This is a genomic window from Microbispora sp. GKU 823 (genome assembly GCF_002027145.1).
Taxonomy (GTDB): Bacteria; Actinomycetota; Actinomycetes; order Streptosporangiales; family Streptosporangiaceae; genus Microbispora; species Microbispora siamensis.
This window is the reverse complement of sequence record NZ_MWJN01000046.1, coordinates 36,327-56,395: the sequence shown is the minus strand read 5'-3', so window position 1 is coordinate 56,395 and position 20,069 is coordinate 36,327. Positions and strand designations below refer to the sequence as shown.

General features: G+C 70.8%; 15 protein-coding genes and 3 pseudogenes. 3 read left to right on the top strand and 15 right to left on the bottom strand.

Going from position 1 to position 20,069, the window contains the following annotated elements:
- Positions 1-8 precede the first annotated feature (8 nt).
- From rpmI to B1L11_RS23720, 11 genes and pseudogenes are all read right to left on the bottom strand, one after another.
- Positions 9-203 (bottom strand): 50S ribosomal protein L35, encoded by a 195-nt coding sequence (gene rpmI, locus B1L11_RS23775; RefSeq protein ID WP_030504936.1) that lies wholly within the window; start codon positions 201-203, stop codon positions 9-11.
- Positions 204-344: 141 nt separating this feature from the next.
- A complete protein-coding gene (gene infC / locus B1L11_RS23770) occupies positions 345-953 on the bottom strand; it encodes a translation initiation factor IF-3 (RefSeq protein ID WP_372974714.1) in 609 nt (202 codons plus the stop codon).
- Positions 954-1,227: 274 nt separating this feature from the next.
- Positions 1,228-2,069, bottom strand: a pseudogene (locus B1L11_RS23765) (shikimate dehydrogenase).
- Positions 2,066-3,220, bottom strand: coding sequence for an endolytic transglycosylase MltG (gene mltG / locus B1L11_RS23760; RefSeq protein WP_079316534.1), 1,155 nt, complete (start codon positions 3,218-3,220; stop codon positions 2,066-2,068). The pseudogene B1L11_RS23765 and the gene mltG (B1L11_RS23760) overlap by 4 nt, the downstream one beginning before the upstream one ends.
- Positions 3,221-3,418: 198 nt before the next feature.
- Positions 3,419-4,377: pseudogene (mltG, locus tag B1L11_RS23750) on the bottom strand (endolytic transglycosylase MltG).
- Between the two features lie 121 nt (positions 4,378-4,498).
- Positions 4,499-4,951, bottom strand: a pseudogene (gene ruvX, locus B1L11_RS23745) (Holliday junction resolvase RuvX); the annotation flags it as partial.
- Positions 4,952-4,958: 7 nt separating this feature from the next.
- Entirely contained in the window at positions 4,959-7,631 is a 2,673-nt protein-coding gene (gene alaS, locus B1L11_RS23740; protein ID WP_079316532.1) for an alanine--tRNA ligase, read from the bottom strand.
- A 1-nt stretch (position 7,632) separates the two neighbouring features.
- Complete coding sequence (locus B1L11_RS23735; RefSeq protein WP_079316531.1) at positions 7,633-7,902, bottom strand: hypothetical protein; 270 nt, start codon at positions 7,900-7,902, stop codon at positions 7,633-7,635.
- The gene (locus tag B1L11_RS23730) at positions 7,899-8,369 is read right to left on the bottom strand and encodes a DUF948 domain-containing protein (RefSeq protein WP_079316530.1); all 471 of its coding nucleotides are present in this window, start codon (positions 8,367-8,369) and stop codon (positions 7,899-7,901) included. The genes B1L11_RS23735 and B1L11_RS23730 overlap by 4 nt, the downstream gene beginning before the upstream one ends.
- Positions 8,370-8,473: 104 nt before the next feature.
- Positions 8,474-9,781: a replication-associated recombination protein A gene (locus tag B1L11_RS23725; RefSeq protein ID WP_079316529.1), complete on the bottom strand. Its 1,308-nt coding sequence runs from the start codon at positions 9,779-9,781 to the stop codon at positions 8,474-8,476.
- 16 nt (positions 9,782-9,797) lie between these two features.
- On the bottom strand, positions 9,798-10,265 hold the full coding sequence (locus B1L11_RS23720) for a DUF2231 domain-containing protein (protein ID WP_079316528.1): 468 nt from the start codon (positions 10,263-10,265) through the stop codon (positions 9,798-9,800).
- A 254-nt stretch (positions 10,266-10,519) separates the two neighbouring features.
- On the opposite strand from B1L11_RS23720, the gene B1L11_RS23715 reads away from it, so the two are divergent.
- On the top strand, positions 10,520-11,401 hold the full coding sequence (locus tag B1L11_RS23715) for a peptidylprolyl isomerase (protein ID WP_256862822.1): 882 nt from the start codon (positions 10,520-10,522) through the stop codon (positions 11,399-11,401).
- 60 nt (positions 11,402-11,461) lie between these two features.
- Here B1L11_RS23715 and aspS read toward each other — a convergent pair whose 3' ends face one another.
- Genes aspS through B1L11_RS23700 form a run of 3 tightly spaced genes read right to left on the bottom strand, consistent with a single transcriptional unit; the run spans position 11,462 to position 15,158 of the window.
- Complete coding sequence (aspS, locus tag B1L11_RS23710) at positions 11,462-13,222, bottom strand: aspartate--tRNA ligase (protein ID WP_079316526.1); 1,761 nt, start codon at positions 13,220-13,222, stop codon at positions 11,462-11,464.
- Positions 13,219-14,475 (bottom strand): histidine--tRNA ligase, encoded by a 1,257-nt coding sequence (gene hisS / locus B1L11_RS23705; protein WP_079316525.1) that lies wholly within the window; start codon positions 14,473-14,475, stop codon positions 13,219-13,221. Before hisS ends, aspS begins: the two co-directional genes overlap by 4 nt.
- Entirely contained in the window at positions 14,475-15,158 is a 684-nt protein-coding gene (locus B1L11_RS23700; protein WP_079316524.1) for an MBL fold metallo-hydrolase, read from the bottom strand. Before B1L11_RS23700 ends, hisS begins: the two co-directional genes overlap by 1 nt.
- 268 nt (positions 15,159-15,426) lie before the next feature.
- Here B1L11_RS23700 and B1L11_RS23695 point away from each other — a divergent pair, with 268 nt between their 5' ends.
- Together B1L11_RS23695 and B1L11_RS23690 are read left to right on the top strand one after the other, a co-directional pair.
- On the top strand, positions 15,427-16,275 hold the full coding sequence (locus B1L11_RS23695; protein ID WP_079316523.1) for a peptidylprolyl isomerase: 849 nt from the start codon (positions 15,427-15,429) through the stop codon (positions 16,273-16,275).
- 59 nt (positions 16,276-16,334) lie between these two features.
- Complete coding sequence (locus B1L11_RS23690) at positions 16,335-17,564, top strand: DUF349 domain-containing protein (protein ID WP_079316543.1); 1,230 nt, start codon at positions 16,335-16,337, stop codon at positions 17,562-17,564.
- 131 nt (positions 17,565-17,695) lie between these two features.
- Here B1L11_RS23690 and B1L11_RS23685 read toward each other — a convergent pair whose 3' ends face one another.
- Entirely contained in the window at positions 17,696-19,873 is a 2,178-nt protein-coding gene (locus B1L11_RS23685) for a bifunctional (p)ppGpp synthetase/guanosine-3',5'-bis(diphosphate) 3'-pyrophosphohydrolase (protein WP_143737490.1), read from the bottom strand.
- Positions 19,874-20,069 lie beyond the last annotated feature (196 nt).

Genomic DNA, 20,069 nt, shown 5'->3' with positions numbered 1-20,069 from the left:
CCGGGTCGTTACTTCGCGAGCAGCTTCTTGATCTTCTTGGTGTCGGCGTCGGACATGACGACGACGCCCTCGAGACGGCGCGTGCGAGTGGACGGCTTGTGCTCGAACAGGTGCTGCCGGTTGGCGCGGCGGCGGACAACCTTGCCGGATCCGGTGAGCCGGAACCGCTTCTTCGCACCGCTGTGCGTCTTCATCTTCGGCATCTCAGCCGTCTCTCCTCTTTCGTCCGTGCCGACGGCCCGGGCCGGTGACCCGGGCCGGCGGCCTGCCTTACTCCGCGAGACCGTCCCGGTCTCGGTTTCCGTGTACGTCTGCGGCGCCCCGCCCGATGGTTCAAGCGGGCGTCACTGCGGCTGCGCGGCCTGCTCCTCGGCGGGCTCCGCCTCCTGCTGGCCGGCGCCGCGGGCCTTGGCGGCGGCCTTCTCGGCCTTCGCCTCGGCCTTCTTCTTGTGCGGCCCGATCACCATGATCATGTTGCGGCCGTCCTGCTTCGGCTGCGACTCGACGAACCCCAGGTCGGTGACGTCCTCGGCGAGGCGCTGCAGGAGCCGGAAGCCCAGCTCCGGCCGGGACTGCTCGCGACCCCGGAACATGATCGTGACCTTGACCTTGTCTCCCGCCTTCAGGAAGCGCACGACGTGACCCTTCTTGGTCTCGTAGTCGTGCGGGTCGATCTTCGGCCGGAGCTTGATCTCCTTGATGATCGTGTGCGCCTGGTTGCGGCGGGCCTCGCGCGCCTTCATGGCCGACTCGTACTTGAACTTGCCGTAGTCCATGAGCTTGCAGACGGGCGGGCGGGCCGTGGCCGCGACCTCCACCAGGTCGAGATCGCTCTCCTGCGCCAGCTTCAGTGCGTCGCCGATGGAGACGATGCCGACCTGTTCGCCGTTCGGGCCGACGAGGCGCACCTCGGGCACGCGAATACGGTCGTTGATGCGGGGCTCGGTGCTGATGGGACCTCCAAAAGACTTCCGCTTGTCTCGACCGCGCGGAGCAAAAACAAAACCCCGCACGTCACGCATGCGGGGTCACTGAGCTCTCCTGCCGAAAACTCCGGTGTGATCCTTGACCCGTCCGCCTTTCGGCGGAGCAGGTGGGAGGAGGACCTCCGCTTGCGCGTCCAGCTCATGCCGGACCGATCGAGTTCCTACGCTACCACAAACCGGAAGGTCCCCCGATGTATTCCGGGGCCCCCACGGGAGGTGCCGCGGTGCGCCCCCGTGCCGGTCAGGAGGCCGCGCGCCGCGCGATCTCGGCCTCGCCGGCGGCGCGCATCGCCTCCACCGGCACGTCCGCGCGGCCGGTCATCAACTCGACCTGCCGCACCGCCTGGTGCAGCAGCATCGGGAAGCCGCCGATCACCGTGCGCCCCCGCGCCCGTACGGCCGCGGCCAGCGGCGTCGGCCAGGGCGCGTAGACGACGTCGAACAGCGCCGCCTTCTCGGGCAGGGCGGGCCGCGACCCCGCTCGGCCAGCGCGTCGGCCGCGCCGGACGGCAGCGTGGAGACGACCAGGTCGGCCGCGGGGTCGAAGTCGTCGAAGGAGCGCACGGTCACCGTGGCGCCGAGGCGCTCGGCGACCCGCAGGGTCTCTCCCGCGCGGCCCGGATCCCTCACGACCAGCGTGACCTCCGCGAGGCCCGTCTCCCGCAGGGCGGCCACGGCCGAGGCCGCGGTGGCGCCGCCGCCGAGGACGACCGCGGAGGCCGGCGCGGGCACACCCGCCTCCGCGAGCGCCTCGACGATGCCGTACACGTCGGTGTTCTCACCGTGCCGGGCGCCGTCGCGGAACACCACGGTGTTGGCGCCGCCGACCGCCACGGCGAGGTCGGCGACGGTGTCGAGCAGCGGCAGCACGGCGCGCTTGAGCGGCATCGTGAGCGACAGCCCCGCCCACTCCGGGCCGAGCCCGCCGACCAGGTCGGCCAGCCCGTCCTCGGCGCACTCGATCGCGTCGTAGCGCCAGTCGCGCAGGCCCATCGCCGCGTACGCCGCCCGGTGCAGCACCGGGGACAGCGAGTGCGCGATCGGGGAGCCCAGGACGGCGGCCCGCAGGCCGGTCGCGGTCATTTGTTGTTCCTGTTGAACTCGTCGCGGAGCTTCCAGAACTCCGACTCCTTGTCGGTGAACTTGGTGATGCCCCGCTTGGGGTCGACCGTCACGAAGTACAGCCAGTTGCCGTCCGCCGGGTGCAGCGCGGCCTCGATCGCGTGGTCGCCGGGGTTGCTGATCGGGCCGGGCGGCAGGCCGAAGTACTTGTACGTGTTGTACCGCGAGGTGCTCTCCAGGTCGGCGTGCGAGGCCGCGATGCCGTACTTGTTCAGGCCGTACATGACCGTGCTGTCCATGCCCAGCTTCATCTGGGGGTCGGAGCTCAGCCGGTTGTAGATGACCCGGGCGACCTTCGGCATGTCATCGGCGCTGCCGGACTCGGCCTGCACGATGCTGGCGATGATGATGATCTGCCTGGCGGTGAAGCCGAGCTGCTTCGCCTGTTTCTCCAGGTCGACCTGGTCCGCGGTCTGGTTGAACCGGTCGACCATCTTGGTGAGGATCTGCTGCGGGGTGAGCTTGCTGCTGATCTCGTACGTGGCCGGGAACGCGAAGCCCTCAAGACGGCCCTTGGCGTACGCGGGGAGACCGATGTCGGTGCGGGCGGCCTTCTTGAAGTCCTCAACCGGCTTGCCGGTGGCCGTCGACAGCTCCTCGTAGATCTTGCTGAGCCGCAGGCCCTCACGGATGGTCAGCCGGTTGAGCATCCGGTTCTTGGGGTCGAGCAGGGCCAGGGCGGATTCGGCGGACATGCCCTTGCGCATCTCGTACTGGCCCGGCTGGAGCGAGGAGCTCTTCCCGGCGGCGCCGATGGCGTTGATGAACGCCCGCGCGCTGGCCACGACGCCCTCGTCCTCCAGCATCTGGGCGACGTCGGTGGCGCTCGCGCCCTCCTCGATCTCGACGACGACCTCCCCGCGCCCCTCCCCGGTGAAGTCCTTGGGGATCATCACGCCGCGCGCCCAGGTGAATCCGAAGTAACCGAGGCCGCCGAGGACCCCGATGATGATCACGATGGCGAACAGCGTGGCGACCCTGCCCTTGCGCCGCTGCCTCTTGCGGCGTCTGCGGCTGCGCCGCTGCTGGGTCCGGCTGCCAGAGGGCCGGCGCCGGGGAGAACCGTCGTCGTCCTCGGCGCCGAGCAGGAAGTCCATGTCCAGATCATTCATAGTGCGCTGGCCAATCTCTCGGTACGAGAGGCCTCCCGTCAAGCGAGTGTGCCAAACCGAGGGGGTTCGGGACAGGGGGTTCCGCGGGGGGCGTTCCCGATATATGGAGCCCCGCCCGGGGGCGGCGGGGCCGTGCGGACGCACCGGGCGCGCTCCGGAACCCCGCGGGACGGCGCCGCGCGGATGCCCGGGAGGCGATCAGTTCGTCCCGAGATACCTGTTCAGCTCCTCCCGATATTTCCTGAACTCAGCCTCTTTGTCAGTGAATTTGGTGATTTTACGCCGAGGATCTGTGGTCACGAACCAGTACCACGTGCCGTCGGCGGGGTGGAGGGCGGCCGCGAGCGCGCTCTCCCCCGGGTTGCCGATGGGCCCGGGCGGCAGCCCGAGCGCGCGTAGGTGTTGTACGGCGAGTCGACCCGCGTGTCCTCGGTGCTGACCTTGAGGGTGTGGCGGTTCAGCGCGTAGTTGACCGTGCTGTCCATCTCCAGCTTCGCGCCGCGCGCGAGACGGTTGTACACCACTCTGGCGATCTTGGGGTAGTCGGCCGGGACGCCGCCCTCGGCCTGCACGATGCTGGCGACCGTCACCGCCTGCTTGGGCGTGAGCCGCACGCGCGGCGCCAGGTCCTCCAGCTTCACCTTCGCGGCGGCGACGCGGAACCGGGCCACCATCTTCCTGAGCAGGTCGACGGCGGTCATCCCCGGCTCGATCTCGTACGTCGCGGGGAACAGGAACCCCTCGGCCGTCCCCTCGGCGTACGCGGGCAGGCGCAGGCGCCGGGGCTCGGCGACGGCCGTGGTGAAGTCCTTCAGGGGGATGCCGGTCCGGTCCGCGAGCGTGCGCAGCACCTCGCTCGTGCGCAGCCCCTCGGGCACGGTGACCGTGCGCACGACCCTGCTCCCGCGCGAGAGCAGCAGATCGAGGGCGCTGGCGGCGGCCATGCGCCGCCGCAGGGTGTAACGGCCCGGATGCAGCCCGCTCTCCTTGGAGCGCGTGATCACCTGCTCGACGAACGACTGGGCGCTGGCCACCACGCCGGCCCGCTCCAGCGTCTCGCCGATCTCGGCGGCGCTCGCGCCCGGCGTGATCTCGACCGTGACCGTCCCGGAACCGCCGCCGGAGTAGTCGGGGGCCTCGTCGGGCTGCCCGACCACCTGGTGCACGCCGTAGGCCACCGCCACCGCGACCAGGGCGAGCCCCCCGGCCACGGCGGCGAACGTCCGCCTCACCTGGCGGTCCCGCCGCTCGCTTCCTCACCTGGCCCGGTGCCGGGCGCGGTGGTTCGAGAGGTCTGCCGGGGGGATTGCCGGTGGCCCGCTCGCCGTCGAGCGCGGCCTGCAGCAGCACGACGGCCGCCGCCTGGTCGATCACGTCACGCTGGTTGCGGGCCCTCACGCCGCTGGAACGCAGGCCCTGCTGCGCGCTGACCGTGGTGAGCCGCTCGTCCACCAGCCGGATCGGGACCGGAGCCACCCGGACGGCCAGCCGCGCGGCGAACTCGCGCGCGGCCCCGGCGGCGTGGCTCTCCCTGCCCGAAAGCGACGTGGGCAGCCCGACCACGATCTCGATCGCCTCGTGCTCGGCCGCGATCTCCGCGATCCTCGCCAGGTCGCCACGGCCGCGCCGTACGGTCTCCACCGGCGTGGCCAGCAGACCCGACGGGTCGCTGCGGGCCACGCCGATGCGGACGGAGCCGACGTCGACCCCGATCCTGACGCCGTGCCTCATCGGCCGCTCACGCCAGGGCGGAGGAGATGGCCTCCTCGACCGCGCGCAACGCGTCGCCGATCGCCTCGGACCGCGTGCCGCCGCCCTGGGCCACGTCGTCCTTGCCGCCACCGCCACCCCCGAGTGCCTTGGCGGCGACGCCGACGAGCCGGCCCGCCTTCAGGCCCCGCTCGCGTCCCGCCTCGTTGACCGCGGCGACGACGACCGGCCGGTCGGAGGGGACGCCGGAGACGACGACGACCGCGGCGCGGTCGCCAGGGAACCTGCCGCGCACATCGAGGGCGAGTTTACGCAGGTCGTCGGCGGAGGTGCCATCAGGCGCGCGGTGCGTCACCACGGAGACCCCCTGCACGTCGCGGGCCTGCGCGGCCAGTTCGCTGGCCACCGCGAGCACCTGGGCCGAGCGCAGCTTCTCCAGCTCCTTCTCGGCGGCGCGCAGCCGGGTGACGATGCCCTCGATGCGCTCGGGCAGCTCCTCGCGGCGGGTCTTGAGCTGCTCGCTCAGCTGGGCGACCAGCACGCTCTCGCGGGCCAGGAACCGGAACGCGTCGAGCCCGACGAGCGCCTCCACGCGGCGCACGCCCGCGCCGATGGACGACTCGCCCAGCACCTTGACCAGGCCGAGCTGGCCGGAGCTGGCCACGTGGGTGCCGCCGCACAGCTCCCGGGAGTAGTCGCCGACCTCGACCACCCGGACCTCGTCGCCGTACTTCTCGCCGAACAGCGCGAGCGCGCCCATCGCGCGGGCCTGCGCCTGGCTGGTGTAGAACGCGTTGACCTTGAGGTCGTTGATCAGGACGGCGTTCACCTCGTCCTCGACGTCGCGCAGCATCGACGGGGAGACGGCCCCGGCCGCGGTGAAGTCGAAGCGGAAGCGGCCCGGGGAGTTCTCCGAGCCCGCCTGGGCCGCCGACTCGCCGAGGGCGTTGCGGAACCCGCGGTGGACCAGGTGGGTCGCGGTGTGGCTGCGCGAGATCGCGCGGCGCCGCTCCAGGTCGATGTCGGCCTGCGCCTGGTCGCCGACGCGCACCTCGCCGGTACGCACCTTGCCGCGGTGCACGATCAGGCCGGGCACCGGCGACTGGACGTCCACGATCTCGATCTCCGCGCCGCCGGTGCGGATCAGGCCCTGGTCGGAGAGCTGACCGCCGCCCTCCGCGTAGAACGGGGTGCGGTCGAGCACGACCTCCAGCGTGGTCCCCGCGCCGGCCGCCGGGACGGACGCGCCGTCGACGAGCAGGCCGATGACGTTGGCCTCGGCGGTGGTGTGGTCGTAGCCGAGGAAGTCGACCTTCCCGGCCTTCTCCAGGATGCCGGTGAACACCGAGATGTCGGCGTTGCCGGTCTTCTTCGCCGCGGCGTCGGCCTTGGCGCGGTCCCGCTGCTCCTTCATGAGCCGGCGGAAGCCCTCCTCGTCCACCTGGAGGCCCTGCTCGGCCGCCATCTCCAGGGTGAGGTCGATCGGGAAGCCGTAGGTGTCGTGGAGCTGGAACGCCTGGTCGCCGCTGAGCGTCGAGACGCCCTTGCGCTTGGTCTCCTCGACCGCGACGTCGAAGATCGCCGTACCGGTGCGGAGCGTGCCGAGGAACGACGCCTCCTCGGCGTCGATGACCGTGTGGATGTTGGCGGCGTCGGCCTTGAGCTCGGGGTACTGCTCGCCCATCACGTCGATGGTGACGGCGGTGAGCGCGTGCATGTGCCGCTCCTCTCCCGCGCCGAGCAGGCGGAGGTTGCGGATCGCGCGGCGCAGCATGCGGCGCAGCACGTAGCCGCGGCCCTCGTTGGACGGCAGCACGCCGTCGCCGACGAGCATGACGCCCGCCCGCATGTGGTCGGCGATCACCCGCAGCGACACGTCGGCGCGCTTGTCGCGCCCGTAGCGGGACCGGGTGAGGTCGGCCGCCGTGTCGAGGATCTTGTACGTCGTGTCGATCTCGTAGATGTTGTCGACGCCCTGCAGGATGGCCGCCATGCGCTCCAGGCCCATGCCGGTGTCGATGTTCTTGGCCGGCAGCTCGCCCGCCACGTCGAAGTCGATCTTGCTGCGGACCTTGCTGAGCTGGAACTGCATGAAGACGAGGTTCCACACCTCGAGGTAGCGGTTCTCGTCGGCGATCGGCCCGCCCTCGCGGCCGTACTCGGGGCCGCGGTCGTAGTAGATCTCCGAGCACGGCCCGCCCGGCCCGGGGACGCCCATGTGCCAGTAGTTGTCGGCGAGGTCGCGGCGCTGGATGCGGTCGAGCGGCAGCCCCACCTTGCGGTGCCAGATGTCCTGGGCCTCGTCGTCGTCCAGGTAGACGGTCGCCCACAGGCGGTCCTCGGGGAAGCCGAAGCCGCCGTCGGACTCGGGCCGCGTCAGCAGCTCCCAGGCGAACGGGATCGCCTGCTCCTTGAAGTAGTCCCCGAAGGAGAAGTTGCCGAGCATCTGGAAGAAGCTGGCGTGCCGGGTGGTCTTGCCGACCTCGTCGATGTCGAGGGTGCGCATGACCTTCTGCGCGCTGGTCGCCCGCCGGTACGGCGGCGTCTGCTGCGCCAGGAAGAAGGGCTTGAACGGGACCATCCCCGCGTTCACGAGAAGCAGTGTCGGGTCCTCGGCGACCAGGCTGGCCGAGGGCACGACTGTGTGCCCGCGCTCCTCGAAGAAGCGCAGGAAGCGGCGCGCGATCTCTGCCGACTCCATTTCAGCGGCCGTCCTTTACGTCGTAGATTCTGTTCTTGCCGGTGGTGTTTCCATCAACCGTGTCGAGCCCGAACTCGGCACGCAACTCGGTTTCCCTGCTCGCCGACAGGTGGCGCACCTCGCCGGCGAAGTCCCTGAGCTGGTCCGCGAGGGTCACCGCGCGGTCGGCGGTGCGCCTGGCCACGTGGTCGGGCCGCAACGACTGAAGCTTACGCATGGTCCAGACCGTGAGGAACGCGCCCAGGGACATGTAGAAGAGCCGCCGGATCATCCGCGTCCCCTCCCGATCGCCCGGCGCTCCACGGCGCGCTCGGCCGCGTGCCGCTCGCTGATCCTGTCGCCGGTGCGGGGGCCGCCGCGGGCGACCCGCCGGGCCGGGACCCTGCGGGCGGCACGCCGGGCCAGCGCCAGGCGGAAGCCGTCCCGGAAGGCGGAGATCTTGAGCACCGGACCGGCGAACAGCGTGGACGCCACCCCGGTGATCTTGACCATGTTGCCGCTGACGTCACGCATGTTGTGCGTGATCTCCTCGGCCGCCACCAGCCGCCGGTTGGCCTCGGAGACGGTCTGGCTCATGTCGTCGAGGAGCGGGGCGATGCGGTCGCTCAGCTCGGCCACGGACTTGCGGGTCTCGGTCAGCAGTCTGGCCAGCCTGACCAGCACGACGACCATGAAGCAGACCAGGATCACCCAGAAAATGGCGACCACGAGGCCCGCCAGCTCTCCCGCGGTAAGCATGTGCCGATCTCCCTAGATCAACGGAGCTGGAATGGCAAGACCTTACCGCGAACGCCCTGCCCGCCGTTCCGCGCCACACACCCCGGGCCGCACACCGGCGGTGCTCAGCCGCCGCGCAGGAAGCTGCGGATCTTCGCCCAGCGCTCCGCGAACCGCGCCTCCGCGCCGTGCGCGGTCGGCTCGTAGTAGCGGCGCTCCCGCAGCTCCTCCGGGGCGTAGTCCTGGCGGACGAGGCCGTGCTCGAAGTCGTGCGGGTACTGGTAGCCCCTGCCGTGGCCGAGCTTCTTCGCGCCCGGGTAGTGCGCGTCGCGCAGGTGGTCGGGGATGCGGCCCACCATGCCGCGCCGCACGTCGTCGGAGGCCGCGCCGATCGCCTTGACGACCGCGTTCGACTTGGGCGCCAGCGCGCAGTGGATGACCGCCTGGGCGAGGTTGATCCTGCCCTCGGGCAGGCCGATGAACTCCACGGCCTGGGCGGCGGCCACCGCGACCTGCAGGCACGTGGGATCGGCCATCCCGACGTCCTCGCTGGCGAAGATCACGATCCGGCGGGCGATGAACCGCGGGTCCTCCCCCGCCTCCACCATCCGCGCGAGGTAGTGCAGCGCGGCGTCGGCGTCCGAGCCCCGCATGCTCTTGATGAACGCGCTGACCACGTCGTAGTGCTGGTCGCCCTGGCGGTCGTAGCGCACGGCCGCCTTGTCGACGGCCTTCTCCACGACCTCCACCGTGACGTCGCCTGCCAGCATCGCGGCGGCTTCCAGGTAGGTCAGCGAGCGCCGGGCGTCGCCGCCGGCCAGCCGTACGAGCTGGTCGAGGGCGTCGGGGTGCAGCGTGACGCGCCCGCCGAGGCCGCGCGGGTCGGCCACCGCGCGCTCCAGGACGGCGCGGACGTCGTCTTCGGCCAGCGGCTCCAGGGTGAGCAGCAGCGAGCGGGACAGCAGCGGGGAGATGACGGAGAAGAACGGGTTCTCCGTCGTCGCGCCGATGAACGTGACCCAGCGGTTCTCCACCGCGGGCAGCAGCGCGTCCTGCTGCGCCTTGTTGAACCGGTGGACCTCGTCCACGAACAGCACGGTCTGCCTGCCGGTCATGCCGAGCTCGCGGCGGGCCTGGTCGATGGCGGCGCGCACGTCCTTGACCCCGGCGGAGACGGCCGAGATCTCCACGAACCTCCGCTTGGTCGCGCCCGCGACGACGTACGCCAGCGTGGTCTTGCCGGTGCCCGGGGGTCCCCACAGGAACAGCGACATGGGGGCGTCGCTCTCCACCAGACGGCGCAGCGGCGTGCCGGGCCCCAGCAGGTGCCGCTGGCCGATCACCTCCTCCAGCGAGCGCGGCCGCATCCGCACGGCCAGCGGCTCCTGGCCCCGGTGCGCCTCCTCGGCGGCCGAATCGAACAGGCTCTCCACATCGCCGACACTACCGTCAGCGGCCCCACACGGCCGTCGCGCCCGTGTGCCCGGTCCGTACGGCGTAGTAGCCGACGGCCACGGCGAGGATCACGGCGGCGGCCGACACGACCAGGGCGACGGCCCGCGTGCCGCCGCCCTCGGGGGCGCGGCGGGCCCGGGTGAGCCACACCATCAGCAGGGACGCGACGGTCAGGATCGCGGTCACCGGCACGAGGATGTCCGCGAGGCCGCTGTGGACCTCGATCGCCGGGGAGGGCCGGCCCTGGAACAGCCGGTGCTCCAGCGCCTCCCCGCTCTCCTTTGCCGCGAACACCGAGCCGAGGGCCACCACGGCGGTCACGACCAGGGCCCAGTCGAGCTTGTGCCGGAGGCGGGGCAGCGCGGCGTACGCGATCGACAGCACCGCGAGCAGCGGCGCGAAGATCACGGCCGCGTGGACGATGAGAGCATGGGCCGGGAGTCCGAAGACCTGGTCGAACATCGTGCATCGCTCCTGAGACGGCAACCGGGGCGCGGATCGCGAGCCGTACTCCCTTGTACGGATTCGCTCGGCAGGAGGTTCCCAGGCGGATCTGAGAGCAAGATGAGCGCAAACTGTCGTGATACCCCTGGGACGTCTGCTTTACACGAAGCCGACGGGATCACGGATAGAGTGACGCATCAGTCGTAACAAAAGGGGAAAGGGAAGGCATAGCGGTGACCGACACTGATCGGCAGAAGCAACCGGCTTCGCGCGTGAGCACGACCGGGCGCGCGACCACCCCCCGTCGCCGCCTGCGTGGCACCCTCGGCGCCGGGCTGGGGCTCCTCGCGCTGGCGGGCAGCCTGGTGGCCTGCAGTGACGGCTCGGCCGGGACCACGGCCGAGGCCACCCCATCGGCCTCCGCCTCGCCCTCTGACTCAGAGGGTCCCAAGGTGCAGCACACCGAGCTCGCGAACCCCACGCCGACGGCCCAGCCCACCAGCCTGCGTCAGGTCACCTGCCAGTACCGCAAGGACGACACGGGCGCCCCGTCGAAGTTCGTGGGCTTCCCGCCCAGCAAGCTGACCAGGAGGGTCATCCTGGCCAAGCAGATGATCATCACGACCAACCAGGGCGAGATCGTCATCGACCTGGCCACGAAGGACGTGCCGTGCGCGGTGAACTCGCTCGCGTTCCTGGCCAGTAAGAACTTCTACGACAACACGAAGTGCCACCGCCTCGCCACCGTGGAGACCGTCGGACTCGGCATGCTGCAGTGCGGCGACCCCCTGGCCACGGGCGACGGCAAGCGCAAGGAGGACGGCACGGGCGGCCCCGGCTACCTGTTCGACGACGAGAACCTCGGCGGCATGCCGCTCGTCCGGGGAACCGTCGGACTGGCGCAGAACACGGAGGACGCCAACTCCAACGGCAGCCAGTTCTTCATCTCCTTCAGCGACGAGAACAGCCAGCTGACCGCCGCCGGCGGCGCGTTCACCATGATCGGCGTGGTGAGCAAGGGCATGAACGTGGTCGACAAGATCGCCAGAGGCGGGATCATCCCGTTCAACGGCGACCCCACCGCCGACGTGCGGGGCGAGGGCTCCAACGCCCCCAAGAAGAAGGTCGTGATCAAGGACGTGACCATCGTCTGAGCGTCCCCGGACGCACGACGGCCCCCGCGACCGGTGTCGCGGGGGCGTCCTGTGTCGGGATCAGCTCTGCTGCGCGGCGGGCTCGGGCCTGTCGCCCTTCGGCGTGGCGTCCACGCCGGCCTCCTTGCGCTGCTCCGGGCTGATCGGGGTGGGCGCCCCGCTCAGCGGGTCGAAGCCGGACGCCGTCTTCGGGAACGCGATCACGTCCCGGATCGACTCGCCGCCCGCGAGCAGCATGCAGACGCGGTCCCAGCCGTAGGCGATGCCGCCGTGCGGCGGCGGGCCGTACTTGAACGCCTCAAGCAGCCAGCCGAACTTGCTCTCGGCCTCCTCCTTGGAGATGCCGAGCACGTCGAACACGCGCTGCTGCATCTCGGCGCGGTGGATACGGATCGAGCCGCCGCCGATCTCCATGCCGTTGCAGACCATGTCGTACGCGTACGCCAGAGCCTCGCCGGGGTTGTCCTGGAAGGTGTCGGCCCACTCGGGCTTCGGCGAGGTGAACGGGTGGTGGACCGGGGTCCAGCCGCCCTCGCCGTCCTCCTCGAACATCGGGGCGTCGACGATCCACAGGAACGACCACTGCGACTCGTCGATCAGGTCGCAGCGGCGGCCGATCTCCAGGCGGGCCGCGCCGAGCAGGTCGCGGGAGGCCGCGCGCGCGCCGGCCGCGAAGAAGACCGCGTCGCCGGGCTTGGCGCCGGTCGCCTCGGCGAGGCCGGCCAGCTCGGTCTCCGACAGGTTCTTGGCCACCGGGCCGCCCAGCGTGCCGTCCTCCTGCACCAGCACGTACGCCAGGCCGCGCGCGCCGCGCGACTTGGCCCACTCCTGCCAGGCGTCGAGCTCCCTGCGGGTCTGCGAGGCGCCGCCGGGCATCACGACCGCGCCCACGTACGGCGCCTGGAAGACGCGGAACGAGGTGCCGGAGAAGTAGTCCGTGAGGTCGGTCAGCTCGACGCCGAAGCGCAGGTCGGGCTTGTCCGACCCGTACCGCGCCATCGCCTCGGCGTACGTCATCCGGGGCAGCGGCGTGGGCAGCTCGTAGCCGAGCGTCTCCTTCCAGATCCGCCCGATGAGCGCCTCGCCCAGCTCGATCACGTCGTCCTGGTCCACGAAGGACATCTCGATGTCGATCTGGGTGAACTCGGGCTGCCGGTCGGCCCGCAGGTCCTCGTCGCGGAAGCAGCGGGCGAGCTGGTAGTAGCGCTCCAGGCCGGACACCATGAGGAGCTGCTTGAACAGCTGGGGCGACTGCGGCAGGGCGTACCAGTTGCCCGGCTGGAGCCGGACGGGCACCAGGAAGTCGCGGGCGCCCTCGGGCGTCGAGCGGGTCAGGTTCGGCGTCTCGACGTAGACGAACCCGCGCTCGCGCATGACCTCGTTGGCGAGGTAGGTCGCCTGCGAGCGGATCCGCAGCGCGTCGGCGATCCGCTGACGGCGGATGTCGAGGTAGCGGTACTTCAGCCGCGCCTCCTCCGACACGCCCGAGCTGCCCTCGATCGGGAACGGCAGCGGCGCCGACTCGCTCAGCACCTCCACCTCGGAGGCGACGACCTCGATCTCGCCCGTGGGCAGATCGGGGTTCTCGTTGCCGGCCGGGCGCTGGCGTACCTCGCCTGTGACCTTCACGCAGTACTCCGCGCGCAGGTCGTGAGCGTGGTCCTCCTCGCGGAAGACCACCTGGGCCGAGCCGGAGGCGTCGCGCAGGTCGATGAAGACCACGCCGCCGTGGTCGCGCCGGCGCGCCACCCATCCGGCCAGCGTCACCTTCTGGCCCGCGTGCTCCTTGCGGAGCGTGCCTGCCTCGTGGGTGCGGATCACGAGAGTTTCCCCTTCAAGAACTGGACGACCTCCGCGAGCGGAACCGCGGTCTGGTCGGCTGTGGTCAGGTCCTTCACTTGCACGGCTCCCGCCTCGATATCTCGGTCGCCGAGGATGAGCGCGTACCGCGCGCCGCTGCGGTCGGCGGCCTTCATCGCGCCCTTGACGCCACGGCCGCCGAAGGCCATGTCGACCGCGAGACCGGCCCGGCGCAGCTCGCTCACGAGCGGGAACACGCGCCGCCTGGCCTCCTCGCCGAGCGGGACGGCGAACACCTCGACGCCGCGGGGGCGCTCGGCGAGCAGGCCCTCGGCCTCCATCGCCAGCACCGTACGGTCCACCCCGAGTGCCCAGCCCACGCTGGGCAGCGCCGGGCCGCCGATCTGCTCGCTCAGCCCGTCGTAGCGCCCGCCCCCGCCGACCGCCGACTGGGCGCCCAGGCCGTCGTGCAGGAACTCGAAGGTCGTACGCGTGTAGTAGTCCAGGCCGCGCACGAGCCGGGGGTCGTCCTCGTACGTCACGCCGGCGGCCGTCAGCAGGCCCCTGACCTCCTCGTGGTAGGCCTTGCAGGCCCCGCACAGGTGGTCGGTAACCAGCGGCGCGTTCTCCAGCTGCGCGCGCACCTCGGGGCGCTTGTCGTCGAGCACCCGCAGCGGGTTGATCTCGATCCGGTTGCGGGTGGGCTCGTCGAGGTCCAGGCCGCGCAGGAAGTCCTGCAGTGCGGCGCGGTAGGCCGGGCGGCACTCCTTGCAGCCGAGCGAGTTCAGCAGCAGCCGGACGCCGCGCAGGCCCAGCGAGGCGTAGCCGTCCATCGCCAGCACGATCAGCTCGGCGTCGAGCGCCGGGTCCTCGGCCCCCAGGGCCTCCGCCCCCACCTGGGAGAAGTGGCGATAGCGCCCCGCCTGGGCCCGCTCGTAGCGGAAGTAGCTGCCCGAATACCACAGCTTGATCGGCAGCGGCCCGCCGTACAGGCCGTGTTCGAGCACGGCACGCATCACGCTCGCGGTGCCCTCGGGGCGCAGCGTCAGTGACTGGCCGCCCCGGCTCGTGAACGTGTACATCTCCTTGGTCACGATGTCGGTCGACTCGCCGACGCCGCGCGAGAACAGCGCCGTGTCCTCGAAGGCCGGCGTCTCGATGTAGCCGTAACCGGCGCGGCGGGCCGGCGCGGCCAGGGCGTCCCGTACGGCGAGAGCCCACTCCGAACGCGGTGGCATCCAGTCGAAGGTGCCCTTGGGCGCCTGAAAGGTCATCACAATCCCCTGGTCGGGCCTGCGTGCGGCGCGACGTCCCTGAGGAAGGGGTTGGTCGCGCGCTCGCGGCCGATGGTCGTCTGAGGTCCGTGGCCGGGCAGGACCGTGGTCTCGTCCGGCAGCGTCAGCGTCTTGGCGAGGCTGCGCAGCATGGCGGCGTAGTCGCCGCCGGGCAGGTCGGTACGGCCGATGGAGCCGGCGAACAGCAGGTCGCCCGCGAACAGGACCTGGGAGTCCTCGACGGGCGTCCGGAACGTCACCGACCCCTTGGTATGGCCCGGCCTGTGCTCGACCGTGAGCTCCAGCCCGGCCAGCGACAGCACGGCCCCGTCGGCCAGCTCCCGCACGTCATCGGGCTCGGAAAGTTTCAGCCCGCCGAACGCCTGGCCCGCCTGTGGCGGGAACCCCTTCGCCGGGTCCGACAGCAGGTCGCGGTCCTCCGGGTGGATCCACGCGGGCACGTCGCGGGCGCCGCACACCGGGGCCACCGACCACACGTGGTCGATGTGGCCGTGGGTGAGCAGCACCGCAACCGGCTTGAGCCGGTGCTCGCGTAGCAGCGCGTCGAGATCCTCCACGGCGTCCTGACCTGGGTCGACGACCACGCACTCCTCGCCTGCAGCGGGAGCGACGACGTAACAGTTGGTCTGGAACGACCCTGCGGGAAACCCGGCGACGAGCACGGAAGCGGCCTCTGCGTCTCTACGGATCAATCAAGGATTGCGCGAGCGAATGTAACCGAAGGGTACCGGTGCGGGTCGGCAGGCTGCGAACCAATACCCGTCAGCCGATACGATTCGCCCACCTCAATAGTCATTCTTGGAGCAGTCGAGCCGGATGCTATAGAACGGGCCGCCGTTCCCGGAGCACCTCCCGGGTGTGGCGGGCACGCGCCGGCGAGATCGCGTCCGGGCGTACGACCATGGGAAACAGGACAGTCGGGAGGTCGAAGTGGTCACCGGCAAGGACCGGCAGAAGCAGCTGGCCCGGGAGCACTACGAACGGCAGCTGCGGGCACGCGCGGAACGCGAGCAGAAGTCGCGGCGCACCGCGATCATAGGCACCACCGCGGCCGTGGTGGTGGTGATCGGCGGCGTGGTGGCGGCGACGACCCTTCTCGGTCGCGACGACAGCAGCGCCACGGCGTCCGCGTCGCCGTCGGCGAGCATCAAGCCCGCCGTGGCCGACCCCAAGCCGTACGACCCGGCCAAGGGCACCTGCGGCTACGTCGCGGACGAGGGCAGCGGCCAGGTCAAGAACGTCGGCATGCCCCCGGAGAAGGTGAGCACCGCCCCGGCGACCATGACCATCAAGACCAACCTCGGCGACATCGTCGCGAGGCTGGACAGCGAGAAGGCGCCCTGCACGGTCAACTCGTTCAAGTTCCTTGCTTCCAAGGACTACTTCGACAACACGAAGTGCCACCGGATGGGCACGGACTTCCCGATCCTGCAGTGCGGCGACCCGCTGGCCAAGGCCGACGGCAAGAACCCGACCGACGGCCAGGGCGGCCCCGGCTACCGCTTCGCCAACGAGAACCTGGCGGGCGCCAAGTACACGCGGGGCGTGATCGCGATGGCGAACAGCGGCCCGAACACCAACGGAAGCCAGTTCTTCATCGTGTTCGGGGACACCGGGCTGACCCCCGACTACACGCCTTTCGGTACGGTGACCAAAGGACTCGAAATCGTGGACAAGGTCGCCAAGAAGGGCGTCATCCCCAGTGCCGGCGGGGACGGCACTGGTGCCCCGAAGCAGCCCGTGGTCATCAAAGACGTGACAATCACCAGCAAGAGCTGACGTAATACAACCAAGGGCACATCGAGCCCTGGAGGCTGATTCAAGTGCGGGAGGACACGGTGAGCACCGACCCGTGGGGCCGGGTAGACGAGGACGGCACCGTCTACGTGCGTACGGCTGAGGGAGAACGGGCCGTCGGGTCCTGGCAGGCCGGTGAGCCGGAGGAGGCGCTGGCCTACTACCGCCGGAAGTTCGACGAGCTGGCGGGCCAGGTGCAGCTCCTGGAGCAGCGGGTGCGCGGCACCGACCTCGCGCCGGCCCAGGCCGAGGCGAGCATCGCCAAGCTGCGGGAGTCGGTGGCCGAGGCGCACGCGGTCGGCGACCTCGGCTCGCTGCAGGACCGGCTGACGGCGCTGACCGAGCTGGTCGGCAAGCGGCGCGAGGAGCTACGGGCCGCGCGCGACCAGGCCCGGGCGCACGCGCGCGAGGTGAAGGAGCGCATCGTCGCCGAGGCCGAGCGCATCGCCGAGGAGACGACGCACTGGAAGTCCGGCGGTGAGCGGCTGCGGCAGCTCGTCGACGAGTGGAAGGCCGCCGAGCGGGTCGACCGGGCCACCGAGGCGACGCTGTGGAAGAGGCTGTCCACGGCGCGTACGGCCTTCGCCAAGCGGCGCAAGGCGTACTTCTCCTCGCTCGACCAGCAGCGCGACGCGGTGCGCGGCACCAAGGAGCACATCGTCAGCGAGGCGGAGGCCCTGGCGGACTCGACGGACTGGAACGCCACCGCGGCGGCCTACCGGGAGCTGATGCGCCAGTGGAAGGCCGCGGGACGCGCCTCCCGCGAGGTCGAGGACGAGCTGTGGGCGCGCTTCAAGGCCGCCCAGGACCAGTTCTTCCAGGCCCGCTCGGCGGTGTTCGCGGAGCGGGACGCCTCCTTCGCGGCGAACGCCGAGGTGAAGGAGGCCCTGCTGGCCGAGGCCGAGAAGCTGCTGCCGGTCACCGACGCGCGGGCCGCGCGCACGGCGTTGCGGGGCATCCTGGAGCGCTGGGAGGCCGCGGGCCCGGTGCCGCGCGACCAGCGCGACCGTCTGGAGGGCGGGCTGCGCAAGGTCGACGACGCGGTCCGCAGGGCCGAGGAGTCCGAGTGGAAGCGCTCCAACCCCGAGGCCAGGGCTCGCGCCCAGGACACGGTCAACCAGCTCCGCAGGTCGATCGACCAGCTGGAGACGCGGCTGGCCAAGGCCCAGACGGCCGGCCGGGACAAGGACGTCAAGGAGGCGGAGGAGGCGCTGGCCGCCCGCCGCTCCTGGCTCCAGGAGGCGGAGCGCACGCTCGCCGAGTTCTCCTGACCCGCTTCGCGTGAGTCCCGGCGTGACCTCTTGTCACGCCGGGATTCGCATGTCCGCCGCTTGGCGAAGATGTTGCAGGCGGGGCCGCCCGGTCGCCGGCCCTGTTGTTCCGGGCGCCCCGGCCGCGGGCGTCAGTTGGTCACGCGGTAGACGTCGTAGACGCCCGCGACGGTGCGCACCGCCTTGAGCACGTGGCCGAGGTGCTTGGGGTCGCCCATCTCGAAGGTGAACTTGCTGATCGCCACCCGGTCGCGGCTGGTCGTCACCGAGGCCGACAGGATGTTCACGTGCTGGTCGGACAGGGTCCGCGTGACGTCCGACAGCAGGCGGGGCCGGTCGAGCGCCTCCACCTGGATGGCGACGAGGAAGACCGAGTCGTCCCCGGGCGACCAGGAGACCTCGACCAGCCGGTCGGGGTGGGCGCTGAGCTGCTCCACGTTCGGGCAGTTGGTGCGGTGCACCGACACGCCGTGCCCCCGCGTGACGAACCCGACGATCTCGTCCCCCGGCACCGGGGTGCAGCAGCGCGACAGGCGGACCCACACGTCCGGGTCGCCCGCGACGATCACGCCGGCGTTCGAGTTGGCCCTCAGACGGCCCTTGAGCCGCGTGGGGACCTGGGCCTCGGCGATGTCCTCCTCGGCCCCCTCGACGCCGCCCAGGGCCTGTACGAGCTTTTCCACGACCGACTGGGCCGCGACGTGCCCCTCGCCGACGGCCGCGTACAGGGCCGAGACGTCTGCGTAGCGCAGGTCCCTGGCCAGGGCCAGCAGCGCCTCGCCGGACATCAGCCGCTGCAGCGGCAGGCCCTGCTTGCGCATGGCCCGCCCGATGGCCTCCTTGCCCGCCTCGATGGCGGTCTCGCGGCGCTCCTTGGTGAACCACTGGCGGATCTTGTTGCGGGCCCGGCCGCTCTTGACGAACTTCAGCCAGTCCCTGGACGGTCCCGCGTCCGGCGACTTCGAGGTGAAGATCTCGACGGTGTCGCCGTTGCCGAGGCGGGACTCCAGCGGGACCAGCCTGCCGTTCACCCGCGCGCCGATACATCGGTGGCCGACCTCGGTGTGCACGGCGTACGCGAAGTCGACCGGGGTGGCGCCCTCGGGCAGGGCGATCACCTGGCCGCGCGGGGTGAAGACGAACACCTCCGAGACCGACAGGTCGAAGCGCAGCGACTCCAGGAACTCCCCGGGGTCGGAGGTCTCCTTCTGCCAGTCGAGGAGCTGGCGGAGCCAGGCCATGTCGTTGACCTGCTTGACCTTGCCGGCGGCCCCGGTCATCTCCTCCTTGTACTTCCAGTGCGCGGCCACGCCGTACTCGGCGCGGTTGTGCATGGCCCGCGTCCGGATCTGCAGTTCGATGGCCTTGCCCTCGGGGCCCATGACCGTCGTGTGGAGCGACTGGTACATGTTGAACTTGGGCATGGCGATGTAGTCCTTGAACCGCCCCGGCACCGGCTTCCACTGGGCGTGGATCGTTCCGAGCGCGGCGTAGCAGTCGCGGACCGTGTCGACCAGGACGCGGATGCCCACCAGGTCGTAGATGTCGTCGAAGGCCACGCCCTTGGCGATCATCTTCTGGTAGATCGAGTAGTAGTGCTTGGGCCGGCCGCGCACGGTCGCCTTGATCTTCGCCTCGCGCAGGTCGGCGGAGACCTTCTCGATGACCTCGTGCAGGAACAGGTCGCGGCGCGGCGCGCGCTCCGACACCATCCGGGCGATCTCGTCGTACCGCTTCGGGTAGAGCATGGCGAACGCGAGGTCCTCCAGCTCCCACTTGATGGTGTTCATGCCGAGCCGGTGGGCCAGCGGAGCGAAGATCTCCAGCGTCTCGCGGGACTTCTGCTGGCGCTTGTGCTCGGGCATGTAGCGCATGGTCCGCATGTTGTGCAGCCGGTCGGCCAGCTTGATCACCAGCACGCGGATGTCGCGCGACATCGCGACGACCATCTTGCGCACGGTCTCGGCCTGTGCCGCGTCGCCGAACTTCACCTTGTCGAGCTTGGTCACGCCGTCGACGAGCAACGCGATGTTGTCGCCGAAGTCGGCTCGTAACTCGTCGAGGCTGTAGGCGGTGTCCTCGACGGTGTCGTGCAGCAGGGCGGCGCACAGCGTCTCGTCGTCCGTGCCCAGCTCCGCCAGGATCGTCGCCACCGCGAGCGGGTGGGTGATGTACGGGTCGCCGCTCTTGCGCTTCTGATCGCGGTGATGGTAGGCGGCGACGTCGTACGCGCGCTCGATCAGCCGCAGGTCGGCTTTGGGATGGGTGGCACGGACCGTCTTGAAGAGCGGTTCCAACACCGGATTCATAGCACCCCACTGCCCCCCGAAACGGGCGAGCCTCCGTCGCGTGGCCGGCGACGCCGGCTTGTCCTCCGGGACCGCCGCGGGGTCGCGCGCCGCGTCGGGGGGCACGTCTGCGACGGGCTCGGGGGCGTCGCGGGAGATCACTCCGCGATCGACCCGCGCGCTGTCGGGCACGACCACTTCACGGGGCACACAGACT